The sequence below is a fragment of the Pantoea dispersa genome, assembly GCF_014155765.1.
In the GTDB taxonomy this organism is placed as follows: Bacteria; Pseudomonadota; Gammaproteobacteria; order Enterobacterales; family Enterobacteriaceae; genus Pantoea; species Pantoea dispersa.
The window spans coordinates 34,135-57,728 of the sequence record NZ_SCKT01000003.1 but is presented as its reverse complement, the minus strand read 5'-3'; the positions used below and the strand labels follow the sequence as shown (position 1 = coordinate 57,728).

Below are 23,594 nucleotides of genomic sequence, written 5' to 3'. Positions count from 1 at the left end.
CACTTACTTTTTCGTTGCCGCCCGCTCTGCCCGCTGCCGGCGCATCTCTTTTGGATCAGCAAGCAGCGGGCGATAAATCTCTACCCGATCGCCATCCTGCAGCGTATCGCTCAGCTTGACCGGACGGCTGAAAATGCCGACTTTGTTGCTGCTCAGGTCGATATCTTTGCGCAGCGTCAGCAGTCCGGATGCCTGAATCGCCTGCTCAACCGTCGCGCCCTCTTCCAGGCTAACCTCACGCAGATACTGTTTATCCGGTAGCGCATACACCACTTCAACGCTGATATCAGCCACGGTAAACCTCTTTGGCGCGCTGGGTAAACGCCTGAACCATGCTGTTGGCCAGCTCTTTGAAGATGCGGCCAAACGCCATCTCGACCAGCATGTTGGTGAATTCAAAGTCGAGGCTAAGCTCAACCTTGCAGGCATCGTCGCCGAGCGAGATAAATTTCCAGCCACCGGTCAGCTTGCGGAACGGCCCATCGACCAGCTGCATATGAATGCTCTGGTTATCGGTCAGGGTGTTACGCGTGGTAAAGGTTTTACTGATGCCGGCTTTGGAGACATCCACCGCGGCGGTCATCTGGTTACCGCTGTTATCCAGCACGCGGCTGCCGGTACAGCCCGGAAGAAATTCAGGATAAGCATCCACATCATTCACGAGCCGGTACATCTGCTCAGCGCTATACGGGACCAGCGCTGAACGGCTAATCTGGGCCATAATGGTTCCTGTTGGTCACAAAACCGTTGAATTATACCATTTTAAGCTACTAAACAAAAATTCACGCCTTTGCCAGCTGTGCTAAAATAGTGTGTTTTTTACCGCCCCGCAGGACAGGGGATGCGCCCACAGACTGAGTGATGTAGACTACGCCGCACTATGACAAAGAAAAAAGCTCACAAACCCGGTTCAGCCACTATTGCCCTCAACAAACGCGCTCGCCATGAATACTTCATTGAAGAAGAGTTCGAGGCCGGCATGGCGTTGCAAGGATGGGAAGTCAAATCACTGCGCGCCGGTAAAGCCAACATCAGCGACAGCTATATTTTGCTGCGCGATGGCGAAGCCTATCTGTTCGGTTCCACTTTTCAGCCGCTGGCGGTGGCATCAAGCCACGTGGTGTGCGATCCCACGCGCAACCGCAAGCTGCTGTTGAACCAGCGTGAACTGGATTCCCTGTACGGCCGTGTTAATCGCGAAGGTTACACCGTGGTCGCGCTGTCGCTGTACTGGAAAAACGCCTGGGCCAAGCTGAAGATTGGCGTGGCACGCGGTAAGAAAGAACACGACAAGCGCGCGGACATCAAAGATCGCGAGTGGAAGATGGATAAAGCACGAATTATGAAGAATGCCAGCCGTTAACCACTGGAATCTTTTATAATTTTTTGCTAGAGTAAGAAGTCTTGGGGCTGATTCTGGATTCGACGGGATTCGCGAAACCCAAGGTGCATGCCGAGGTGCGGTAGGCCTCGCTAAAAAACCGCAAAAAATAGTCGCAAACGACGAAAACTACGCTTTAGCAGCTTAATAACCTGCTTAGAGCCCTCTCTCCCTAGCCTCCGCTCTTAGGACGGGGATCAAGAGAGGTCAAACCTAAAAGAGATCGCGTGGATGCCCTGCCTGGGGTTGAAGCGTTAAAACTAATCAGGCTAGTTTGTTAGTGGCGTGTCTGTCCGCAGCTGGCAAGCGAATGTAAAGACCAGACTAAGCATGTAGTACCGAGGATGTAGGAATTTCGGACGCGGGTTCAACTCCCGCCAGCTCCACCAAAATTCTCCATCGGTGATTACCAGAGTCATCCGATGAAGTCCTAAGAGCCCGCACGGCGCAAGCCCTGCGGGCTTTTTTGTGCCCTCAATTTGTCCCGCGAAGTCCGAAGAGAACTAATTAAATCCGAACCTTTTAGGCCCATTGATAGGCCCAACGAAAAGCTCTATTGTTTTCGTTGGGCCTAAAAGCATGGAGACTCCCCATGGCAAGAAAAACTAAGCCGTTAACCGATACGGAAATCAAAGCCGCCAAACCTAAAGATGCCGATTACCAGCTATATGACGGCGACGGGCTTACTCTGCTAATCAAGGCCAGCGGTAGTAAGCTCTGGCAGTTCCGTTACTATCGCCCTCTGACCAAGCAGCGAACCAAACAGAGCTTCGGTGCCTACCCTGCCGTCTCACTTTCTGATGCGCGTAAACTCAGAGCTGAATCTCGAGTTTTACTGGCGAAAGACATTGATCCGCAGGAACATCAGAAAGAACAGGTAAGAAATTCTCAAGAGGCCATAACCAACACTTTCCTGTTAGTTGCCGAGCGTTAGTGGAATGTGAAGAAAGCCAGCGTAACAGAGGACTATGCTGACGATATCTGGCGCTCACTTGAGAGAGATGTTTTTCCAGCAATCGGTGATATCAGTGTCACTGAGATTAAGGCTCATACTCTGGTTAAAGCAGTTCAGCCGGTTCAGGCCAGAGGCGCATTAGAGACAGTCCGACGCCTTTGTCAGCGTATTAACGAAGTCATGATTTATGCGCAGAACACAGGTCTGATTGATGCGGTTCCCAGCGTAAACATCGGGAAAGCATTCGAGAAACCGCAAAAGAAAAACATGCCAAGTATCCGCCCGGATCAGCTACCACAATTAATGCAAACGATGCGTACAGCAAGTATAAGTTTGCCCACGCGATGCCTGTTTATGTGGCAGCTTCTAACCATCACTCGCCCTGCAGAAGCCGCTGAAGCTCGATGGGATGAGATCGATTTTGATGCCAACGAATGGAGAATTCCTGCGGCTCGAATGAAAATGAACCGAGATCATACGGTTCCATTATCTGATGGGGCTCTAGCTATTCTGGAAATGATGAAGTCTCTTAGCGGTGGTCGAGAATTTATCTTTCCCAGTCGCATCAAACCAACCCAGCCAATGAACAGCCAAACAGTGAATGCAGCACTCAAGCGTGCTGGCTTAGGAGGCGTACTCGTATCACACGGTTTACGTTCTATCGCTAGTACGGCACTCAATGAGGAAGGATTTCCGCCTGATGTCATTGAAGCAGCACTGGCTCATGTAGACAAGAATGAGGTACGTCGTGCTTATAACCGCAGTGATTACCTTGAGCAACGTCGTCCTATGATGCAGTGGTGGGCAGATTTCGTGATGGCGGCAGAACGTGGAAGTATGATTGACGGCGGGATGAAAGAAATGCGGTTAGTTGGTTGATGTGAATTTCCTAAGACCTAACACGCCCACTAAAACCTATGAAACCTTACTTAATTATGGGGATAGTCCAAAAACTGACATCTCCCTTCTTAGCACATAGATAACACATTAACATAAACAATTAAACTAAGGACTCAATATGAACGTAGCATCTACTTACGATGATGAACTCCGAACTTTTTCAAAGACATTTGATACAACGAGTGAGGACAAAGCGCTAAGTGCTCGTGGACATTTTTTACTGTCTTACCCACTAAAAGAACTTCAAAATATCACTATCGATGAATATGTTATTGGTAAAGGTACTGCTTCATTTTGTGCGTGTGTCGAAGCAAAGACAAAAGCTTGGGCAAATATACAAGGTGCGACAGCGAATAAGTTTGGTATTTACTACGGTAAAACTAAATCTGATCCAACGACCAGATATCGTTATACTAAAAAATTTGGAAATACGAAAAAAGAAGCTTTTGATGGAGTAAAGAGTGCTCTCTTAAAACTCATTCAGGCAGGAAAATCCAAAAAATATCGCGATATAGATGAAAATCCTCTATCTCAAATGTTCAAGGCTAAAATATTAAGTCTCTATTTTCCATCCAGTTACTTAAACATATGTAGCGCCGAACACCTTAAGCAAATTGCATTAGGAATGGGGATTCAGGGGCAACTCTATATTAGCGAGTATCAGCACTTGTTAATCGAGAAAAAAATGGAGAATAAAATCACAAAGAACTGGACCAATCCTAAGTTCATGTCATTTCTTTATAGTAAGTTCATACGTGGAAACCTATCTACAAATTCTTTATGCACCATACAAAAACCTCGAAAAAAATCTAGACGCCCTGTTAATTTTGAGGACATCAATATAAACAGAGATATAATTGGAAAGTTAAGCGAAGAGTATGCCATCGAATGGGAAAGAAAAAGATTGGTTGGTATTGGATATGAAGAACTGGTAAAAAAGATAGAGGATCGCCGTGATATTCCATCTTATGGATATGACTACCTTTCGTTCAATGCACCGGGACATGAGAGGTACATAGAGGTTAAATCAGTTGGCCGAGAAAAAAAAGAAGAATACTATCGATTCTTTCTTTCCGAAAATGAACGTGCTATTTCCATTAAAAAAGAATACAGCAAGGATTATTACTTTTACCTTGTTATCTATGGTAAGAATGGAATGCCGTGCGATATTTTAGTTAAGCATGCCAAAGAACTCTATTCAAACAGTGAGATTACCCCATGTGCTTATGTAGTAAGATTTAATTTAGAAGATCATGAATAATTACACCATTAATTTTAATTTGTATTTTAAATATACAGCCAATTAATAACCACTAAAACTTATCACTCGGGTAATTCAGTGCCAAAACCATCTCATAAAGACAAAAACATACACCAGCACACATTACAAGATATTATTAGGTATAAACCACCCTAAGATCTTAAATATATTACCACTGATAACACTGAATCCGATAATAGAGCTAATGTGCATTTCTTATCAAGACTCAATAGCTTAATTATAAAGTAAAACCTTAAGATATCTTATTGGTGACACTAAGAAATCGCAGCAAAAAACACATCCGTTCGGGTAGAAAAATGATATCGCTAGATAAATATAATCATTTGTAGGATTATGCTAGACATCATAGTCATACTAGAAATCAGCTTATAAGTTGTGCGAGCATGAAGCAATAAGTAGTTATGGTTCTCAACTATGTAGAAAATTCTATAACATTCAAGTATAATGCAATAAACACAACTATAAACTGTCAGGTGCTAACAGAAAAATGATTTCAAATACACAGGCAGTACAACGTTGGTTAAAGCAATTTTCTAAGCCGCATAGAAATATTGCCAAATCGCTATTAGATAGCCTCATTTATATAAAAACATCCACTGTAATTAATGATTTGAAAGAGGAACTTGCTCAAAATATAGGCGTAAATGTGGTTTCAATTTTGCCGATTAGAGAGCTTTCCCCCAATGAAAATGTGTATGATTTGTTAAATAAATCAATACCACCAGTAGTACAAGTTTCATTGGAGCCACTTGGAAGCGAAGCATTTATTAGTAATCTCTACACGCAGCTCAATAGGAGAAATAATCAATACTTCCCTTTACCCCAAACAAATATATCTGGCAGAAGGGTGTCAGCATCCATCTCACTAGATGAAATGCGCATTTTAAATGTTAGAAAATTGATATTAATAGATGATCTAATTGGTTCTGGGGATAGAACTAAAGAATTTATTGAAAGAGTTTATAATCACCCTACAATTAAGAGTCGATTATCGTTTGGAACACTTGAGATAGAAATATTAGCATATATGGCAACACATACTGGCCAATCTGTAATTGAGAAATATATTTCAAATAAAAAGGGGCTAAGCCTAAATGTGCTGTATTCCGCCCCAATAATAGATGAACTTGCTAATCACAAAGAAATAACTACCCTTTGTCATGCATATGCCCATAATAAAGAAAAACACCCTCTAGGGTATAAAGGTAGTGCCGTACGAGTTATATTTACCCATTCAGCCCCCAATAACATCCCATCTATACTCCACCGTACTGTTATTAAGTATAAACCAAAAACCAATGGTATTACTCCAGCCAGTAGATGGGATGCATTATTTCCGAGACGATACATTCCTACGGATTTCACACACGAAATTGAAGAAAAAATCAAAATACAACCTAAGCTCTTAAAAATAAAATCAATTCTTAAGCTTTTGGAAGTAGAATCGTTAAGCCTAAAACAACTAAGTAAAATTTCTGGTTTTCCACAATATGAATTAAAACTTATTTTAAAGAATCTAAATACTGCTGGCTGGGTTCATTACCGGAATCATGAATATGAAATTACTGGTATAGGCCGTGTAGAAGTAGAAATAGGTTCAAAAACAAAAGGCTTTAAAATCATTGCAATAAACCCAGATTTTTATTATCCTCGTAAAAGGTGAACGGACTCTGGTCTATGCGCTAGTGTTAGTCGGTTGGTTTACAATCGACCCTCGTTTACGAGGATCAGACGGTGATGTTTTAACCGTGAGGGTTATGCCCTCAGTTGATGTAATTTGCATCAATTGTGGAAAATGATTCGCTTACATGCGCAATTGACCCCTTCAGCAACCCCGGCTCGTAACCTCGTCCGTCTTTGCTGAAGGGGTAAATCCGCGAACATTTAAGGTAGCCATATGACCATTGTTCCGTCTCACCTATATTACTTAGGAGGAATCAAAGCCAAAAGAATCCCCGCTGTGCTAAGCGCTACAATGGCAAAAGCAGCTAAGTTTCTTATCAATGATGTTGTATATATTCATAACTTGCAACATCTGGTTAAACTTTCTTCAGTCGATAAAGTTTATTTAGACGATATTATTCTTAGAAGAAAAAATGAATATGAACATTATACAGTTGAGAAAAAATCAGGTGGAAGTCGCTTCATTAGCGCTCCCAAAGAAGATTTAAAACAGTTACAAAGATGGATCAATTATTATATTTTGAGAAATCTTAAACCACATCCTTGCTGTTATTCTTATCATAAAAATTCATCTATTTATAGTTGTGCTATGGTTCATTGCTCATCTCAGTGGCTTGTAAAATTAGACGTTGAAAATTTTTTTGACATGACCTCTGAACGGAGTGTATATGAACAATTTATATTAATAGGGTATTCTCCCATTGTTTCTTTTGCTTTAGCTCGAATTTGTACTTATCAACCTACATTCCTGACTAAAAACCATAGTAAGTGGGTATTGTACAAGCGAAAAAACAGAGAGCTTGCTTATTCTAGGGATAATATAAAATATATTGGGAGATTGCCTCAAGGTGCTCCAACAAGCCCTATGCTTTCTAATATGGTTTTTTTCGAGCTGGATAAAATAATTTTTAAGCTAGTACAAAGTCATGGTGGCCTATATACACGCTATGCTGATGATCTATTCATATCTTTTCCAAAAAAAGACATGAATAGATCTGATATTAGTAAAATCATTGGCCGTGTCGTTGATTACTTACGAAAAAAAGGATACTCCTTAAATAAAACAAAAATCAAAGTATCCCCACCAGGTGCAAAAAAAATCGTTTTGGGATTGAATGTAGATAAGCATATTCCTCATTTATCAAAAGAATTTAAGAAGTCGATTGATTCACACTTATATGCTTTAAGCGAGTTTGGACCAGTTGCCCATGCAAGATTTCGAGGTTTTAATAGTGTTTATGGAATGTTAGAACATATAAAAGGAAAGATCTTCTTTGCTAAAACAATATCTCAGGACTACGGTTTAAAATGTATTCAGGAATTCTATGCAGCTCTAGAAAAGCATGGTTTTAATTAGCTATATCACAGCATTCCTATTTCAGTATGTTTTCAGCTATTTTTTCAGTCTTGTTGTTTAAGTTCAGATAAATTTTTTAACCGAAACTCATTTTGTTATGTTCTTCTAACCTATTTATTGAGCCCCTTGGAATAGTTTACCATGAACAATCTAGTTACTTACGCAACATTGGGCTTAAGAATTTTTTAAGATAAAGTTTCCCGCTTTTCATATGCAATTACGGTACAGTTCTAATTCCTAACATATAGATAATGGTTTCTGCTGCTAGTAAAAAAACACAATATCTTTCAAGTGATTTCAAATTACTTCACCCCTCCAATTTAATATCTCTAACTGTTAAGTCAATTAGGATCACTTCAATTGCAGAAACACCAGAGAAATTATAGGCAATAGAATCCCAATAGGACTTAAGTGCATCAATCAGACAAGGAAGAACTACACGTTGCCCCTCAATTTGCCAATGTGCTTGATTAGATCTACCCCGCCAAACCAAAAGCATTATCCCACAGCCTGCTGTTTCCTCTCGTAAATAATCACCTGCAAGTTGATTGCGCAATCGCTCACATAATTCTGGGCCAGACCAGTTTTCGAGTAACTTTAGTTCAATTGGCACAGGTGAGGAGATAAGTGGATTTTGAGTCCAAATATCTGGCCTTTGTCTATTTGGAAGCTCGTTTTCCTGAGCACAACTATAATGGCCTGAAGAATTGTGATTCAACCATCCCGCCACAAGGTTTCGCATTTCGGTTTCACCTTCAACTCTTTGCCAGGTCCTGTATGGGCTATCATTTCCGCCTTCGATCCATGATTTAAGATCAATCAACCGGTTGACTGTAAGATCAAAGAGCTGTCGATGTGTTGTTGGCGTGCTCATTTGGTACCTAGCAAATTCTCGCATTTGCTGTGCCGACCATGGTTCTAAATCTGCATCTTCTTCAGCTCGTTTATAAGCTAACTTACTCATCCAAGCTCGAGATTCAATAACTGGATGTTCTCCTGATAGTTCTATAAGGGCAAAATAGGTCTCTTTACCTGGAATTGCAGCCAACCTATTAAAAAGAGCATTACGACCATCTTGCGCATCATCTCTCAGCCCCGGAGAATACACTCCCATACCAGCCCGTTCTATATCATCCTCTGCTCTGATATACCGATGCATGAGAATATATAACGCTTTAAGCTGTTTGACACTAAAGGAATCACCATTACCATACGCTGTATTGCTAGAAAAACGAGTCCCCATTAATTTTGTTATAAACAACTGTGCTTCTTTTGAAGCCTCTTCTGGCTGAAGGCCTGACAACCAACTATCGACTGCAGGAATCGCTTCTTCCGCATTAAGATCAACCCAAACTGCATACCAAGTTGATAGCTGCTCTTTTACAGAACTTTGCGAAACCTTAAATTTAACTAGTTTTAATATAACGTTAGAATCAACACATTCGTTTAGTACAATACAAATACAGTAACGAAGCATGTCAGAGTTATATATTTCGTTTTGCTCTATCCAGTCAATTAATGCTGGAGCCAAGTAGGGATGCATCCATGGTGCATAAGTCGCAAGTTTATACAAAATATAATGCATAGACTCGTCGACTGCAGTATGCGTCAATTCCCAGTTCAATTCTGTGAGGATTGCTTCCAATACCAATTCAGGAAAAGCATGATGCAATTGTTCCAGCCATTTTGGTAGCCCATTCAACTCCCAGATAGCATACCGAAGTACATGGCGAACTTCAGCTTCAGTCAAACACGCAGGAAAAGCATCATTTTCACTTGCTTCAATTTCCAGGCCAGCTATAGCAAATAATAATTTATAGGAAACGGTGGTTGTGTCACTACCCTCGGATCTAATAGAAGGAACGTATTTCCTCCAATGTGAGATTGCAGCATCCCGATATGCTCTTGCGACATCTTCACCAAATTCAGGGATCAACCGTTTCCAATTTGAACCATCAGAACGATCACCGTTACCTTCAATCTCACATAATAACCAATACTGGTCATTACTGAAATCCCCTGTTTTAAGTCCAGGGGGATTTCTAATAACATCCGGTGTAGCTCTTAAGCGATTAATCCACGCTATCCGGTTGCGATTGCGATCTTCTTTTTCTTTTTCCCGCTCTTCCCGGTGCTGTGCTTCTTGTTCTTCCCTTTCAATAGTTTTTTGAGATCTCTGCGGGTTTAAAAATGTATCTAGGTACTCTTTAACTTCGGCTCGATCTTCTGTTACGCATTTGAGTTTACGTAACAAGCCTTCAGGTTTATCAGCCAAATTATAAAGCCTGAAGGCGAGAGAAACCGCTACAAGTTTGTCATCAAGAAAATCATGCATCGTGATAAAACTCAGCACATCATCGAATCGGTCTAGCCCGAATTTCCAAAAATGCCCGAGCCACTGCACAGAGTAATCATCGATCAGCCGTTCAGATTCCTTTGTTTCAATTCTGCCACGTGCTTCGTCGATACTTTTCCAGAATAGGGCATCGTTCAGTTCCTTCCAAGCTGGAACGATTTCGTGAAGTATATTTTTATACTCATCGAAATCCTCACTTCGCCAGAATCGCACCGCCGGAACTTTTAACATAATCGCAAGTGCATCCAATGAAAGTGCTGCTTCAGAGCGCATAGAAACCAGTCGTTCAACTGCATGTGTTGCCGCACCTAAAAGCCATACGAACTCTTTAGAGACATGGCACTCCCCTCGCTCAATATAAGGTTTTCTTTCAAGAAAACCGTTCAAGCCAATAATTATTGTTTTCAAGGGTTTGAGCGCGGCTGCATCATTTGGGAAGCGATCAATGAAAACATGCAAAGCTTGCTTTAGTCCAGATGTTTCATACTGTTTATAATCTTCAACTTTTTCTAACGACGCTAACAAGAAATTAGCTGAGGTAGTATCAGGGCTGGCATTCCCCAGTACTTCAGCCAGCAATTTTCGAGGTATAATGTCTGGTAAACGGATTAGCTCATTCAATACATGGTTTATTTGCGTTTTCTTTCCACATGTCATTACAGCACGTGTAGCCGCGATATGCGCATAAATACCTCGTCCTGAATCAATTGCAATGCCTGAAAGAACTGGTACACACTCCGTCATACAACCTTGCCAAACTAATCTTCCCAAGAAGAAGATTGCATCATCATTATTTCGATATTTCCCGATCAAATTGAGGGTGTCATTCATTAAATCCGGCTGGGCTATACGGGCAATAGCATTATTATCACGTGCCGAATGATCATCCTTCCCTTCCGCAATACGGTTAACAACATCTGTGAGTATCATTTTCCGTTCAGTTAAAGGTAAGCGAGCTGCATCTCCTCCCTCAAAAACGATCTCAGGTGATATTTTCAATACTTTTTGACGTAATTCATTATCAAATAAAATTAACCAAGGTAATATCGGTCGCAAACGAGGAGTTATAACTAATTGTCCATATTGTTCACGAATAAATAGGGATTCTATTGCTCTACGAGAATGACCATCATTAAGTTGACGACTAAACCATTCTGCTGCGAGGAGCTCTCGCACTTCTCGGTGCCGAAATCGTACCATGCCATATATGACATCATTGAAGATACCACGTTCAAGTAGTGCTCTCACCTCTGGTGGGTTCCAATCACCTAAAACAAGTTCCGCATCAATGCCTTCATCTGGATTCGTGGCATCTGGAATTCGAATTCCAGGTTCACCAGTCATAATAACCGCGGCTGCAAGTAAACGTACACCTGACAATGCATTCTCTCGATTGAGTGGTTGTCGTTGTGAACGACTTGGATCAATCTCGCTTAAACGTAGCTCAATATTGTGCTGTAGTAACTCGAGCCGCCCATCAAGCTTTTGTTCGGTTTTCCACTTAGCCAAAATACTCTCAAGATCAAATGGCCGCGCAGCCATAGTTGTCAGATTTGCACGATGAAGTTCAATAATCAGCGTTTCTACTTGTGGTGTTTCACGATGCTCGGCAAAAATACGAATGCCACACTCGTCCAATGGTTCGAGTATGAATACTTGCAGAGCGCTACTTACTTCAACTACCTGATCATTATCGATTTCATTAGAATTACTTTCTTCAGTGACAGTAGTATTAGCCAACAACTTTTCGAAGGGCAAATATTGCTCTAACAGTTCCCGATCAGTTCGTGCACGCCATGCATATGGGCGACTAGAAACGTAAATGTGTGCACGCTGTTGCGCTGATTTGATCTTCAATGAAAAACGCCTAATTGCTTTCTCAAAAGCTCGAGGGTTTTCAAGACGAGCTTCATCGACCGAGTCAAGGAAAAACCATGCTTTTTCGTGAGATTCAAGCCAATTTTCAAAGGATGCTGCGCAACCAACTTCAAAGGCATTTTCGAAACCATCTTCTATATCTTCTATTCTGATGAAGAATGCTGCTCGACCTGATTGCTGAATATGCTTTGCTCGAGATTCCATCTCGAAGGTTTTTCCTGCTCCTGCTTCCGCCAAAATGACGCAGCGATATTCTTCTTCAAGACTTTGCCACTCAGTGTGTTTATGTGTACCCCAAAGCGAGTGCAATTCGCTTTCATCTGAGTCATCCTTTGACTTAGGTACTAAAGAAAAATATCGAACAAGCGGAACAGGCTGATACATCATTTCAAAACACCTCGAGAGTCTATATTCTGATACGCTCTGATTTTCAGCGAACTCGGCATTAACTCAGCAATGGAATTATCCTTAAGATAAGGTAAGCATATCTATCCTCAGGCGACACTATGGAATGACCTGTATTTCATCTTTAGTAAACCACATGCTCTCCTCGATTCGAGCCATTGCTGCAGCAGGATCGGACGACCAAAGCACTAAAGCTAGCGATTCTTGCGCCCTGCTACAAGTCACGTACAGCAAACGTAAAGTCCGGTCAATTGTTGTCTCCTTACCAGCCTCTGCATTCTTTTTATCTGTTGGACTTAACTGCGTACCACCAAAAATTTTGTCGTACTTGATGAGAGTCCCACCAGCAAGAGCATCATCCATTACAACCATGACGTGATTGAACTCAGAGCCTTTAACTACCTGATGTGTTGCGAGCTCTGAAATCCCAGCAAGGTAATTCCGATAGCACTTAAGTTGTTTCCATGGAGACGCAAACAGTGCACACCATCCACGGCGCATTCTAGTTTGCTTTGACTCATCCTCACCACGTCCAGGAGCTTGCGGGGCTGGTGACTTGTCGACATAAGCCTCTAGGAGTCGATGATCAACCTCGAATAAGTTTGCACTCAAGACTGGCGCTAACACCTCAGCGATCGTTGACTCAGAGTTGGCGCAAGCCATTGCAAATATCGCTATCGCCTCGAGCATTTCATCAGTACGTTCAACTCTTGATTCTGAGTCCTCAGGCATATTGTCTAAACCGCCATAACGTCGAAAAACCTCGGTGGCCTTAAACTCATTAACGATTCCTTCATCACTGACGCAGGCTTCTAAATGCGCCAGCTCATTAAGCAAAATTTGTACTGTTGAAGGCCCCTTATTGTCCCCACTGCCAGATGGTGCTGCAGCGTTGGGATCTAACAGAACCATTGCATCATAGACATCAAGAAACGAGCCACGAGTGGCGACAAGCTTATGCTCAAGCGCAAGCAACTGATATTGCCCTTGATTCCAATCTGCTAAACCACTAATTTCAAACATTCGCTCAGCGCACCAGCGTTCACTAAGCACTTTATCTTCTGGACTTCGTGATGTATCCCCCAAGAAGAGCCGAACCGTTCCACCAGCTTTTTCCGTTCGGGGATGTTGTGCTGAACCCTTTGTTGGTTGTGTCCTGCCTTCAAGTTCTGTTTCCCAGATTTTATTAATCAGTGTGACTATCCGTCGTTGACTGCGATGATTCATTTGTAACTCAGGCGTTGCCCAGCTTTCCGGAACAATGCTTGGAAGATCGGCATGACCATCCATATAAATTCGTTGTCGATGATCTCCCAGCAGACCAAGAGTCAAATCTCTCTCACTTTTTTTGGCAAGCACCATCAAGGAGTCCAGTACACCTTTCATCGTGTCCTGCGACTCATCAATCAGTATGATTGGATGTCGATCTTTGAGAATGGATTGGAGTGTTGGCTTATTTTGAAGCAACCAAGCTGTCGCATCGAGTACGTAATTGTGTGGTAGTGCACCAGGTCCATATGTATTGCGATCGGGATGGTATTTGAATACTTCAGTTGTCCGAAGAACCTCGATTTGATTCGTGATTTCGTCAAGGTCACGCTGTTTTGCTGCAGTAATACCCCTCGGTTTCGCTTGTGCCTCTGCAGTCTCTTTAGCGAGTTGAGCTTCTTTTACTGCTATAAGGGACTCCCGAATGTCATCGTTGAACCCATTAATTAACTCCCAGCAAAACGAATGGATGGTAGACACACTGACTAAATTATTGTCCCCAAGACGTCTGTTGATTACAGAGACAGCATTCTTGGTGTAGGTCACAACTCTAATCGAACGCCCATACATCTTCAGGGACCGTGCTAATTGTCCCCCCTTCTCATGCTCAGTCACACCAGTAAGGCGACGCAAAACTTCTACCAAAGTTCGTGTTTTACCAGAACCAGCCCCTGCAAAAAGGAAGTAGTTACGGGGTGGTATGTCTGTAAGGTAGCCGCAAATCTCTTCAACTACCCCTGCATCGCGATCATTGTCGTCAAGGGCTGATGAGTTAGTCATGGCATCACCTCCTTGCTTGGCTCAAGCTGTGTCTGGAGCCATTCCAATGCATCCTCGATATATTTAGGACAGACTATCGGCTCATCCGCAGCAACCATTTCAAAGATACTTGCGGCAAAGTCTCCTTTATTAAAAGATCCATGCATTAATTTATGCAGAGCTGCGAGCAGTTCTGGAATATTATCATTTTCAGCAACCTGTCTTGCTACTGAGCCCAGTGCTCCCTTCGGCGGTTTGATTTGCTTCCCATCGCCATCGACTTTTTCATCAATAAGTTGCTTAAACCAAGGGATATTTCTCAGAATTAGAGAGTCTTCAAAAGTACTTGGCCATTGACCATCAGCTTCGACTACAGGCAACTGCCATGCAAAACGTACAGAACACTCGGCAATTTCTTTCCAGACAAGATGCTCATTTTTCGGGTTCTTGAAATCCTCAAGCTGTTGCAACTTAGGGTGCCATCCGCGAAGAGTCGGGTTCCCACATTGCAGTCCGGGTTGTCCTGTATTAGCCACAGCAACTAAGGTTGTAGTCGGATCCCCATTTTTTTTAGGCTTACCTGGTCTTTCTTCAACTGGATCGATATCAGTAATAATTACAGTTGGAATACGGAGTCTTTCAACGAGAGCTCTTAGCCGATGAGCATGGCTGCCACCAATATCAAGGAAGGACAGATAGCGACTGTTGAGTGTTGCAAAATCTCTTTCAATGAAAAGAGGTAACAGCATTCGTTCAGCAACCCCCTCGACAAAGATTGCAGCATTGGCAAATAAAAGATCTGTGTGTTGAACGCGAAAATAACGTTCAGCGAATTGACGGGTTGTTTTATCATCACCAAAAACTTGCCCAAGATTAACCACCTCAGTGGTAGGCATGTTTTGTTCTTCACTCTTGGCAACGCGGCGAACATATCGTAGCCGGTCAAAATTCTCAGCATGAGCTAAATGGCTAGAATGAGTACTGATAATCAGTTGGCTTTTAAGACCTGACTCATCGCTACCGTTAGGACTGATGAGCTTATGTGCCTTACCCGAGAAAATACGTTGTACCTGTACGTGCAAATGAGCCTCGGGCTCCTCAATCATAACCAGATGAACAGGTGCGGGAGCGCCCTTTTCAGGATTTAGGCGAGCAGCTTTGAAAGAAACTAGTTGGTAACTAAGGGACTGTAAATTCTGATAACCGAGACCAATGGAATATTCCGGGAGAAGCTCTTCTAGTGAATCCTTCTGCATGCTGTATTGAACAGCTGTCCCATGGTCGAGTAATTCGGCTGTCTGTATGCGCGTGCGGAAACGAATCTCTTGGGGGTCATGCAAGCCGGGGTACCCAAGCTCTTTAACCTCTTCTACCGATGGACCAATAGCCTCATGAATCTTTTTATCTAGTTCCTGCTGGGCATCAGCAACAGCTTTTATGAGGTCAGCTCGGTGCCCATGACCTGTTGCTGCCACATTTAGATGCTGTCGAGCAAATTTGAGAAGCTGATTGGAGAATAAACCTATGCGATGGGTGCCAGAAGCAGACCGGGAATCAGCTTCCTCACTACCAAGGCCACGCTGTGCAGCCACAAAGTCTACTTTTATAAGTTTCTGAAGATGCTTACGATCAATTGGGCTTGAGTCAGCATCCAGTACCTGGCTAACGTAGGTCTTTATCCCGTCCAAAGGGTTGTTATCGGCATCTAACTTGTAGGCCCGAACCTGGCCGAGTTGAGAAGGTTCTCGCAGCCAAAAATCAAGAAGATCAATCGGCCACGCAAGCGAATCCTTTCCCATATCCTTCACAGGTATTCTCGTCAGGTGATACTTCCAAGCCAACTGCTTCAGATCCTCAATGTTCGTAGCAGGTTCCAGACGCAATCGGACACCTACCCCGCCCCCCTTCCAACTGAATTTTGACAAGAACGGGGAGACATAGTGGAACATGCCGGCCTTAGCATCGAACCATAGATCTAGCGTTGGCATCGCCGAAATTAAGGTTTCAAGTTGCTCTTCCCATTCACCTTCGGATGCGCCAGACGTAGACGGGTCTTCTTCTAATGCGTCCCAAGCTCTTCCAAGCTCCCGCAATTTTGGCCATTGAGAAACACTTATATCGAAAGCACCAAATGGCGAGCCATCTGCAAGGAAGTGACGCAGTGCTGCCAGAATTGATGTTTTGCCGCTATTATTAGCACCGACGAGAATAGTAGTCTTAGGATCAATCTCAAGCTGGACCTTACCAAGTCGGCGGAACTGGCAAAGCTCAACAAACCGAAGGGATATCTGCCCAGATAATGATGTAGTGGCGTCTGCTGCTGACATTGTGGCTCCTCTCAATCCGTATAGGGATGCGCCAACCTGTAGCAGCTTAGCGCCACGCCGTAAGCTCGAGTCCTTCCAACTTGATGCTGTTGAGGCACAATTAGAAAGAATTGACACGGCAAGTCATATTACCGCTTCGCTAAAAAATGCCAATCCTTAAATATATTCTAACTGATTCATGTCACAGTGTTTTGGCTCATTAGGTCGTCAATCAACATGGCATATAGGTACGCGGAATGATGTAATCCAACATATTCAAGAACTATTTACAGATATAAATCATTCCCAAGATCCCACTGTGACATCGCTTATTGCGTAGATCCTGAATTTGCCCTATATATCTATACACAGCAAATTCCAGTTTAAGTTTGGTACCACTCCCGAGCGGCTCCCCAGTTTGGATAGTCTCAGACTAAAGCCAGCATGTAACCACTGAATTGCCCCAGTATCAGATAAAACAGTCAATTAGTAGTGACTGCTTTCTCACTCTCTTAATCATCCTTTCCCAGCCCGCTGCGAATTCAGGAGATGTTCGAAACTCAGCGGGGAACGCGAGCGACACTCACTCTAACATTCACGCCATTCTCTGAGACTTTCCCGGCCCCCCTATCAAAAACATTTCCTTCAAATCGACGGAGCGTTTTCATCGCTGGCGCGAAGCGCTGCCAGATCGGCCTGCTGACCAAAAATCCCCCAGTTTGTTTCTTCGATTTCCTGTATCACCACATAGACAGGCGCGACTGAAGTCCCTGACGGACGCCGATCCAGAATTGCGGTTGCTCCCTCGATCAGCTTTTTCTTTGCCTCCTCATCCAGACCACCTTTGATGACATATATCTGAAGGGACACAACCGGCAACCATGCGGGTTCATCTCCCATAAAGACGGCGTCAGAAGAGTATTCGGCAAAGTAGGTCCAGACCGTACTACGAACCAGCGGGGAGTCTGGCAGCGCCTCGCAATCAAGTCCTAACTGCGTCAGATCTCTGGCAACCTGTTGACGCTCAGCCGCATTAAAGGTACCTGCTGGCGCATGAATGATCATTTTAGGCATCAAATATATCTCATTGCATCAGGGGAACAGGATGGATTCCGCACCGGGCGGAATCCATCATCGGGCAACTAAATTGACTGCCCACCGGAGACTTCAATACGCTGACCGGTGACCCAGCGGTTGTCCGGTCCCAGCAGGCTGGCAATCATCGGACCGATGTCATCAGGCAGCCCCACGCGACCCAGCGCGGTCATGCCAGCAAACGCCTGGTTGTAATCGGGGATGTCACGCACCGCGCCACCCAGGAAGTCGGTCTCAATCGCTCCCGGGGCCACGGTATTCACGGTGATGCCGCGGCTGCCCAGTTCTTTCGCCATATACACGGAGAGTATTTCAACGGCGCCCTTGGCAGCCGAGTAGGCCGAGAAACCCGGGAACGACACGCGGGTCAGCCCCGAAGAGAAGTTGACGATGCGTCCGCCATCGACCAGCAGCGGCAGCAGCGACTGCGTCAGAAAAAACACTCCTTTGACGTGTACGTTAAATAACGCGTCGAACTGCTCTTCCGTGGTTGCGCTAAAGTCGGCCATTTCCCCATGCCCGGCGTTGTTGATCAGATGGTCGAACGTTTCGCGTCCCCAGTCATCTTTCAGGATATTGCGCACGGCGGCGACGAAACCAGGGAAAGACGATACGTTGCTAGTGTCCAGTTGCAGCGCAACTGCCTTACGGCCAAGCGCCTGGATTTCATTCACCACGGCATCCGCCGCTTCTTTACCCGTACGATAAGTCACGATGACATCACCACCATGGCGGGCAATGCTCAGTGCGGTATTACGGCCAAGACCCCGGCTGGCGCCAGTAACAAAAGAAAGGGTTGTCATGAAATATCTCCTCAATAGTGGGAGAGTGATTCTAACAATCGACAGACTTACGAGGTTGCCCAATAATTTTTAATTATTGCCTGATTATTTTTATATTTTTATTTGATGCCGTATTTACTAGAATAACTGCACCGTAAATTTTTATTTTATTGCCTGATAATATGAAAAAGCGTGATCACTCGTATGAGGAACGCACTGCACGGGACGATGAATTCAACTCTGCCGGGAGGATGGCGGCTTTGCTGCAGGCGGCAAGCCACTACGCTGATGAACACCACAACGGAGCGGGGGTTGCCGCAACGCCAGTTGATGGGGTGTTCATTCTGCGCGAGACCGCGCCTACCGCGTTGCAATTCGCGATCACTAAACCGTTGATCGCAATGGTGCTGCAAGGCAGTAAACGCGTGACCATGGGCAGCGATCGTTTTGATTTCGGCGCGGGGGAATCCTTGCTGATCACCATGGACGTGCCAACCGTGAGTCAGGTTATCAGCGCCAGTGCCGACACCCCTTATTATTCTCTGGTCGTGGAACTGAATGCGGCGGTGATTAGCGAACTGATGGCAAACATGGTCGGACTGGAGGCTGCCACGGATTTGCCCGTAAGTATTGATCAGATCGAAGAAGATGTGGCAGAAGCCGCTTTGCGCCTGCTGAACATGCTCAGCAGACCGCGCGCGCTCGCCGTGCTGGGCAGCCAGTTGGTGCGGGAGTTACATTACTGGCTATTGTCAGGACGACACGGCAGCGCGCTGCGCGCCCTCGGCAGCACTGACAGCCATGCCCGGCGGATTGCGCGGGCAGTCGCGATCATTCGGGCTAATTATGCGCAACCGCTGCGCATGAAAACCCTCGCTGACGCCGCCGGTATGAGCCTCTCGGTATTTCATACGCATTTCCGCCATGTCACCACGCTCACCCCGCTGCAATTCCAGAAACAACTGCGCCTGCTTGAAGCGCGGAGACTGATGCTGACGGAAGGGACAGCGATCGGTATTGCTGCTAACGCGGTGGGATATGAGAGCGTGACGCAGTTTACCCGTGAATATTCACGGCTGTTTGGTTCACCGCCAGCCCGGAATATTCGGGAAACCCGCGCACTCGAGCGTTCAGTCCTGTCCGGTGAGCCTGCGTGGCGCAGTTAATTTTTCGCACAATGCTGTGTCAACATTCACGGTTAACGACGTCTCAAACAGGCAATAAATTGTTTGAGTCTGTCGTTTCCGAAGAGGGGGTTACAAGAAGGATTTTTAGAAAACACTTCTAATATAGAGATTAACCAGCTTCACTTGGGTGAAGAGTCCTAACTTATTTTTCCTGGCCGTGTAAATGAAATGCACTACGGCAGCAATACCTATCATGCCAAAAAATAATCCTGCACCTTCCGTTTCACCGACAAAACAAAAAGCCGCCGTTAAAAAGATCAGCATATAAAAATAAATAACGACAACTGAAGACACATCATTTGATAATATCGCGATGACTGAACGCAGGTTAAATTCTGAGGTAATTTTCATTGGATAAACCGAAATTATCTCTTTATAACCGGCTCTGAAACTAAGTAACTCAGCCTTGTTAAAATCATCACCTCGAATTTTTGATTGAATTTCCTTCAACTTTTTGTTGATTTTTTCATCCATAATATTTACCTCCCTGGCCTGACTCGCATGGACATTATACTGACCTTGTCTGCTTTATTTGAAGCTTTTAAGTCAATCAACCCACTGCTCAGGGCTTCGGTAATCTCAATCAAAGTCATGCCTGATCGGCTATGGCGTGATTCCAGTTGTCTTTTACGTCTTACTCCAGTACCTGCACAAAAAATCGCACAACCATTTAGGCTTGCGCTGCTGCCCCGCCTTTTCTCTAGCCGACTATTGCACTTAGCTCACATCGTTTACTTATCCTCTGCGCTGCGCCAGCATTGCGCATGGCTGGCCCCTACGGCACACCGTTGCGCATTTATGCCAAAAATGCCCACAGAAACGGTACGATTCACTTACAGTTTATTCCTAATGCCCTGCGTTGCGCTCTGTGCCACTCTTAACTACGCTCATAACACTTATGATGCTTAATGAGGGAATATATTATGAAAAAGACGATTATTGCGTTATCCGCCATTCTTCTGACTTCTACGGCGTTTGCCGCCACACACGCAACCGATGAAACCGTCGCTGACGCCAAAGCGGGCGCCAATACGGCGAAAGAGAAACTGCATCAGGCGCAGCATCAGGGTGAAGAGCAGCAGCTCAAAGCCAAACATGCTGCCGAAGGCAAAAGCGATAGCCTGACCAGCAAAGCGAGCGAAAACTCGCAGAAAGCCTGGAACAGCACCAAAGAAGGCACTGAAAAAGGTTGGGACGCCACCAAAGAAGGCGCGCAGAAAGGCTGGAACAAAACCAAAGAAGGTGCCAGCGATCTGAAGAAGAAAGTCTCTGAGTAATTTCTTCTGATGTAGACATCGATTGCTCTGCATTCATTTGAGTCGAAAACGCCTGGTGCACTGCATCAGGCGTTTTTACATCATAAGCATATTAATCCGCAGCGAACTTAGTTAAATTTCATTCGCAGGAGCTGCTCTCGCGGCATGGCAAATGGGATGGATTTGGCGCTGATGCAAAAAGTTAATGATGTATCTTTGGTTGAGGTGCAACACGCAACGGACCGCGAACAGGCGAAATCAGAGGTATTACTCAGCGGTAGTTCTACCGGCATAATCATCCCCGGAAAAATCCTTGAGGCAGCAGTCAAAGTGACTGATAACCGCTATATCCTGTTTGTCACGGATGACGTGCTCTACGAGGAATCACTAACGATTATGCTGATTGATTCCTCTCAGGGCATTCAGGAAATTGTCACTATTGGCAATGAGTATAACTCCGGCACATTTGAGCAATTGCATATCAGTGACCATTCACTTCAGTTTCGTTTTATCGGTGATTATATCTGGGGCCTGACACTGGAAGATTCACCGAAATTCCAGCTGCCATTTTTCAGCGATCCGAAAGGTGTCTCCCGCAGTAAAGCATTTACCCGATTCATGAACATCACGGCTTTACCCGTGTGATAAACACGAATTCATTATCCCAAAAGGCAGCAATTCGGCCTTTTTTGTGCCTGCCAGCAACCGGATTGATACAAAACGCTGCGATCCCGCTCCTGGATTCGGGCAAATTCCTAATCAGTGATTGATTAATAAGCAGGCTGCGCGAATAGTAAGCGAACCGGCCATCGGGTGCCGGCACAAGGAGAAAGCACATGGGATATTACGTACTGAGAAAAAGTGATACAGCATTGTCGCAGAAATACTGGTTTGTGCTTAAAGCCAGCAACGGCGAAACCATTGCCACCAGCGAGATGTACAGCTCTAAACAGGCGGCGGAAAACGGCATCCGCTCGGTGCAGCAGAACGGTGCATCGACCACCATTCACGACGAGACCTGACCTCGCGCAGCCTGCGCAGTGATGCGCGAAGGTGGGTCATTGACCCTGCAAGCGGCGCAATGTATTACGCGATCAATCGCGCCGCTAAGCATCCCCGGCGAGCGGGTACCACACAGTACCACAGGCCCCCACTCTCAAACGGCACCGGCGCTTTGCATCGGCCGGCCTTTGCCCCTACACTTGCCGCATCGCCCTTAACCATTAATTCACTTTATGTCCGATACATTTCAACGCCAGCCGCTGCCCTTGCCGAATGGCCACAATAAAGTGCTGCTGCACTCCTGCTGCGCTCCCTGCTCGGGAGAAGTGATGGAAGCGATGCTGGCTTCCGGCATCGATTACACCATCTTCTTCTACAACCCGAACATCCATCCGCTGAAAGAGTACGAGCTGCGCAAAGAGGAGAACATCCGCTTTGCCGAGCAGTTTGGCGTGCCTTTTGTTGATGCCGATTACGACAAAGACAACTGGTTCGAGCGCGCGCGTGGCATGGAGTGGGAGCCGGAGCGCGGCGTGCGCTGCACCATGTGTTTCGACATGCGCTTCGAGCGCACCGCGCTGTACGCGCATGAACACGGCTTCCCGGTGATCACCAGTTCACTCGGCATTTCGCGCTGGAAGAATATGCAGCAAATCAACGACTGCGGCGTACGCGCGGCGGCGCGCTATCCGGATATGCTGTACTGGGAGTTTAACTGGCGTAAAGGTGGCGGTTCGTCGCGCATGATTGAGATCAGCAAGCGCGAGCGTTTCTACCAGCAGGAGTATTGCGGCTGCATCTATTCGCTGCGCGATACCAACCGCCACCGCGTAGCAAGCGGTCGCGAACGTATCGAAATCGGCGTGCAGTACTATTCGCAGGATGAGTAAGAAAAAAACCTGCTGGCGCTAACCAGCAGGCTAAGCATTACCAGTTCAGCAGCTGGCCGCGGTAATCCACGTAATGATGGCCGCCACGCCCGCTAAACTGCTGCAACTGCGTGACCATGCCCTGCGCACTCTCGGTGACGGTGATATCCGCGCCCTCACCGCCCATGTCGGTTTTTACCCAGCCCGGATGCAGTGACAGCAAGGTGCTGCCCTGCTGGTGCATCTGCGTCGCCAGCGCGCGGCTCAGCATATTCAGCGCCGCTTTGCTGGCTGAGTAGAACGGCATCGCCGCGTCACGGTTCTCGTTGAGGCTGGCGAGACGCGACGTGGTCAGGCCCAGCACGCTCTGTTTGTCGCGCAGCAGCGGCAGCAGGCTCTCCGCCAGGCGCACCGGCGCCACCGCATTGGTAAAGAACAGCTCGCTGAGCTGCGCATCGTCCACGTCGCGCAGCTGCGATGCGTGCGGACCGAGAATCCCGGCGTTAATCAGGATGCAATCAAAGGGTGCGTCGCCGAGCTGCCGGACCAGCGCGTCACGCTGCGCGCCATCGGTGATATCCAGCGCCAGCCACTGCAGCTGCGGATGCTGAAACGAAACCGCCGTGGAACGGTAGGTGGCGGTCACCTGCCAGCCCGCCTGCAGTAGTTGCTGCACCACGGCCAGGCCAATGCCTTTTGACGCCCCAATAATCAATGCTCGCTGTTGTTGGCTCATCTGTCTCTCGCTGGTTGGTGTGCCACGAAAAAGGGCAGGATACCCTGCCCTGTTGTCCTTACCGGAACACTAACGTTAGCACGACGATGACCACCATAATTATCAGCAGGTGGCACACCGTTTTATCCAGGTTGCG

18 protein-coding genes, 1 other RNA gene and 1 pseudogene are annotated in these 23,594 nt (G+C 45.6%); 11 read left to right on the top strand and 9 right to left on the bottom strand.

Annotated features, from left to right (window positions below):
• Window positions 1–3: 3 nt before the first annotated feature.
• Together H7K56_RS10325 and H7K56_RS10320 are read right to left on the bottom strand one after the other, a co-directional pair.
• Window positions 4–294 (bottom strand): RnfH family protein, encoded by a 291-nt coding sequence (locus tag H7K56_RS10325; RefSeq protein ID WP_150360882.1) that lies wholly within the window; start codon window positions 292–294, stop codon window positions 4–6.
• On the bottom strand, window positions 287–721 hold the full coding sequence (locus H7K56_RS10320; protein WP_021506507.1) for a type II toxin-antitoxin system RatA family toxin: 435 nt from the start codon (window positions 719–721) through the stop codon (window positions 287–289). The genes H7K56_RS10325 and H7K56_RS10320 overlap by 8 nt, the downstream gene beginning before the upstream one ends.
• A 159-nt stretch (window positions 722–880) precedes the next feature.
• On the opposite strand from H7K56_RS10320, the gene smpB reads away from it, so the two are divergent.
• From smpB to H7K56_RS10290, 6 genes and pseudogenes are all read left to right on the top strand, one after another.
• Window positions 881–1,363 (top strand): SsrA-binding protein SmpB, encoded by a 483-nt coding sequence (gene smpB / locus H7K56_RS10315; protein WP_021506506.1) that lies wholly within the window; start codon window positions 881–883, stop codon window positions 1,361–1,363.
• Between the two features lie 43 nt (window positions 1,364–1,406).
• Window positions 1,407–1,770, top strand: a transfer-messenger RNA (tmRNA) gene (gene ssrA / locus H7K56_RS10310).
• Window positions 1,771–1,973: 203 nt separating this feature from the next.
• Window positions 1,974–3,215 (top strand): annotated as a pseudogene (locus H7K56_RS10305) (integrase).
• Between the two features lie 139 nt (window positions 3,216–3,354).
• On the top strand, window positions 3,355–4,497 hold the full coding sequence (locus H7K56_RS10300; protein ID WP_045616271.1) for a protein NO VEIN domain-containing protein: 1,143 nt from the start codon (window positions 3,355–3,357) through the stop codon (window positions 4,495–4,497).
• Window positions 4,498–5,005: 508 nt separating this feature from the next.
• Window positions 5,006–6,181 (top strand): phosphoribosyltransferase-like protein, encoded by a 1,176-nt coding sequence (locus H7K56_RS10295; protein WP_089625526.1) that lies wholly within the window; start codon window positions 5,006–5,008, stop codon window positions 6,179–6,181.
• A 234-nt stretch (window positions 6,182–6,415) separates the two neighbouring features.
• Window positions 6,416–7,558 carry a reverse transcriptase family protein gene (locus H7K56_RS10290; protein WP_045616270.1) on the top strand — a complete coding sequence of 381 codons (1,143 nt, stop codon included), beginning with the start codon at window positions 6,416–6,418 and terminating at the stop codon, window positions 7,556–7,558.
• Between the two features lie 307 nt (window positions 7,559–7,865).
• On the opposite strand, the gene hyoA is transcribed toward H7K56_RS10290, so the two are convergent.
• The 5 genes from hyoA to H7K56_RS10265 all read right to left on the bottom strand — a co-directional run bounded on the left by hyoA (window position 7,866) and on the right by H7K56_RS10265 (window position 18,429).
• The gene (gene hyoA / locus H7K56_RS10285) at window positions 7,866–12,179 is read right to left on the bottom strand and encodes an NACHT domain-containing antiphage protein HyoA (protein WP_150360883.1); all 4,314 of its coding nucleotides are present in this window, start codon (window positions 12,177–12,179) and stop codon (window positions 7,866–7,868) included.
• Between the two features lie 117 nt (window positions 12,180–12,296).
• On the bottom strand, window positions 12,297–14,246 hold the full coding sequence (locus tag H7K56_RS10280) for a UvrD-helicase domain-containing protein (protein ID WP_150360884.1): 1,950 nt from the start codon (window positions 14,244–14,246) through the stop codon (window positions 12,297–12,299).
• Window positions 14,243–16,552 (bottom strand): AAA family ATPase, encoded by a 2,310-nt coding sequence (locus H7K56_RS10275; protein WP_150360885.1) that lies wholly within the window; start codon window positions 16,550–16,552, stop codon window positions 14,243–14,245. Before H7K56_RS10275 ends, H7K56_RS10280 begins: the two co-directional genes overlap by 4 nt.
• 624 nt (window positions 16,553–17,176) lie before the next feature.
• Complete coding sequence (locus tag H7K56_RS10270) at window positions 17,177–17,605, bottom strand: tautomerase family protein (protein WP_104094055.1); 429 nt, start codon at window positions 17,603–17,605, stop codon at window positions 17,177–17,179.
• Window positions 17,606–17,673: 68 nt separating this feature from the next.
• Window positions 17,674–18,429, bottom strand: coding sequence for an SDR family NAD(P)-dependent oxidoreductase (locus tag H7K56_RS10265; RefSeq protein ID WP_150360886.1), 756 nt, complete (start codon window positions 18,427–18,429; stop codon window positions 17,674–17,676).
• Window positions 18,430–18,659: 230 nt separating this feature from the next.
• Here H7K56_RS10265 and H7K56_RS10260 point away from each other — a divergent pair, with 230 nt between their 5' ends.
• Window positions 18,660–19,574 carry an AraC family transcriptional regulator gene (locus H7K56_RS10260; RefSeq protein ID WP_150360894.1) on the top strand — a complete coding sequence of 305 codons (915 nt, stop codon included), beginning with the start codon at window positions 18,660–18,662 and terminating at the stop codon, window positions 19,572–19,574.
• A 105-nt stretch (window positions 19,575–19,679) separates the two neighbouring features.
• Here H7K56_RS10260 and H7K56_RS10255 read toward each other — a convergent pair whose 3' ends face one another.
• A complete protein-coding gene (locus H7K56_RS10255) occupies window positions 19,680–20,069 on the bottom strand; it encodes a hypothetical protein (RefSeq protein ID WP_150360887.1) in 390 nt (129 codons plus the stop codon).
• 449 nt (window positions 20,070–20,518) lie between these two features.
• Here H7K56_RS10255 and H7K56_RS10250 point away from each other — a divergent pair, with 449 nt between their 5' ends.
• The 4 genes from H7K56_RS10250 (at window position 20,519) to H7K56_RS10235 (ending at window position 22,743) form a co-directional block, all read left to right on the top strand.
• Window positions 20,519–20,872: a KPN_00521 family repetitive protein gene (locus H7K56_RS10250; RefSeq protein WP_021506488.1), complete on the top strand. Its 354-nt coding sequence runs from the start codon at window positions 20,519–20,521 to the stop codon at window positions 20,870–20,872.
• 144 nt (window positions 20,873–21,016) lie between these two features.
• Entirely contained in the window at window positions 21,017–21,496 is a 480-nt protein-coding gene (locus H7K56_RS10245; protein WP_249042723.1) for a hypothetical protein, read from the top strand.
• Between the two features lie 191 nt (window positions 21,497–21,687).
• Complete coding sequence (locus H7K56_RS10240) at window positions 21,688–21,873, top strand: YegP family protein (RefSeq protein WP_021506487.1); 186 nt, start codon at window positions 21,688–21,690, stop codon at window positions 21,871–21,873.
• A 213-nt stretch (window positions 21,874–22,086) separates the two neighbouring features.
• Entirely contained in the window at window positions 22,087–22,743 is a 657-nt protein-coding gene (locus H7K56_RS10235) for an epoxyqueuosine reductase QueH (RefSeq protein ID WP_150360888.1), read from the top strand.
• Window positions 22,744–22,780: 37 nt separating this feature from the next.
• Here the strand turns inward: H7K56_RS10235 and H7K56_RS10230 are convergent, their stop codons facing one another.
• The gene (locus H7K56_RS10230; protein ID WP_058781696.1) at window positions 22,781–23,458 is read right to left on the bottom strand and encodes an SDR family oxidoreductase; all 678 of its coding nucleotides are present in this window, start codon (window positions 23,456–23,458) and stop codon (window positions 22,781–22,783) included.
• Window positions 23,459–23,594 lie beyond the last annotated feature (136 nt).

Bases quoted from the DNA above. Each gene is read 5' to 3' on its own strand.
- H7K56_RS10320 (WP_021506507.1), bottom strand. From the start codon at position 721: ATGGCCCAGATTAGCCGTTCAGCGCTGGTCCCGTATAGCGCTGAGCAG.
- smpB (WP_021506506.1), top strand. From the start codon at position 881: ATGACAAAGAAAAAAGCTCACAAACCCGGTTCAGCCACTATTGCCCTC.
- H7K56_RS10300 (WP_045616271.1), top strand. From the start codon at position 3,355: ATGAACGTAGCATCTACTTACGATGATGAACTCCGAACTTTTTCAAAG.
- H7K56_RS10295 (WP_089625526.1), top strand. From the start codon at position 5,006: ATGATTTCAAATACACAGGCAGTACAACGTTGGTTAAAGCAATTTTCT.
- H7K56_RS10290 (WP_045616270.1), top strand. From the start codon at position 6,416: ATGACCATTGTTCCGTCTCACCTATATTACTTAGGAGGAATCAAAGCC.
- hyoA (WP_150360883.1), bottom strand. From the start codon at position 12,179: ATGATGTATCAGCCTGTTCCGCTTGTTCGATATTTTTCTTTAGTACCT.
- H7K56_RS10280 (WP_150360884.1), bottom strand. From the start codon at position 14,246: ATGACTAACTCATCAGCCCTTGACGACAATGATCGCGATGCAGGGGTA.
- H7K56_RS10275 (WP_150360885.1), bottom strand. From the start codon at position 16,552: ATGTCAGCAGCAGACGCCACTACATCATTATCTGGGCAGATATCCCTT.
- H7K56_RS10270 (WP_104094055.1), bottom strand. From the start codon at position 17,605: ATGCCTAAAATGATCATTCATGCGCCAGCAGGTACCTTTAATGCGGCT.
- H7K56_RS10265 (WP_150360886.1), bottom strand. From the start codon at position 18,429: ATGACAACCCTTTCTTTTGTTACTGGCGCCAGCCGGGGTCTTGGCCGT.
- H7K56_RS10260 (WP_150360894.1), top strand. From the start codon at position 18,660: ATGGCGGCTTTGCTGCAGGCGGCAAGCCACTACGCTGATGAACACCAC.
- H7K56_RS10255 (WP_150360887.1), bottom strand. From the start codon at position 20,069: ATGGATGAAAAAATCAACAAAAAGTTGAAGGAAATTCAATCAAAAATT.
- H7K56_RS10250 (WP_021506488.1), top strand. From the start codon at position 20,519: ATGAAAAAGACGATTATTGCGTTATCCGCCATTCTTCTGACTTCTACG.
- H7K56_RS10245 (WP_249042723.1), top strand. From the start codon at position 21,017: ATGGCAAATGGGATGGATTTGGCGCTGATGCAAAAAGTTAATGATGTA.
- H7K56_RS10240 (WP_021506487.1), top strand. From the start codon at position 21,688: ATGGGATATTACGTACTGAGAAAAAGTGATACAGCATTGTCGCAGAAA.
- H7K56_RS10235 (WP_150360888.1), top strand. From the start codon at position 22,087: ATGTCCGATACATTTCAACGCCAGCCGCTGCCCTTGCCGAATGGCCAC.
- H7K56_RS10230 (WP_058781696.1), bottom strand. From the start codon at position 23,458: ATGAGCCAACAACAGCGAGCATTGATTATTGGGGCGTCAAAAGGCATT.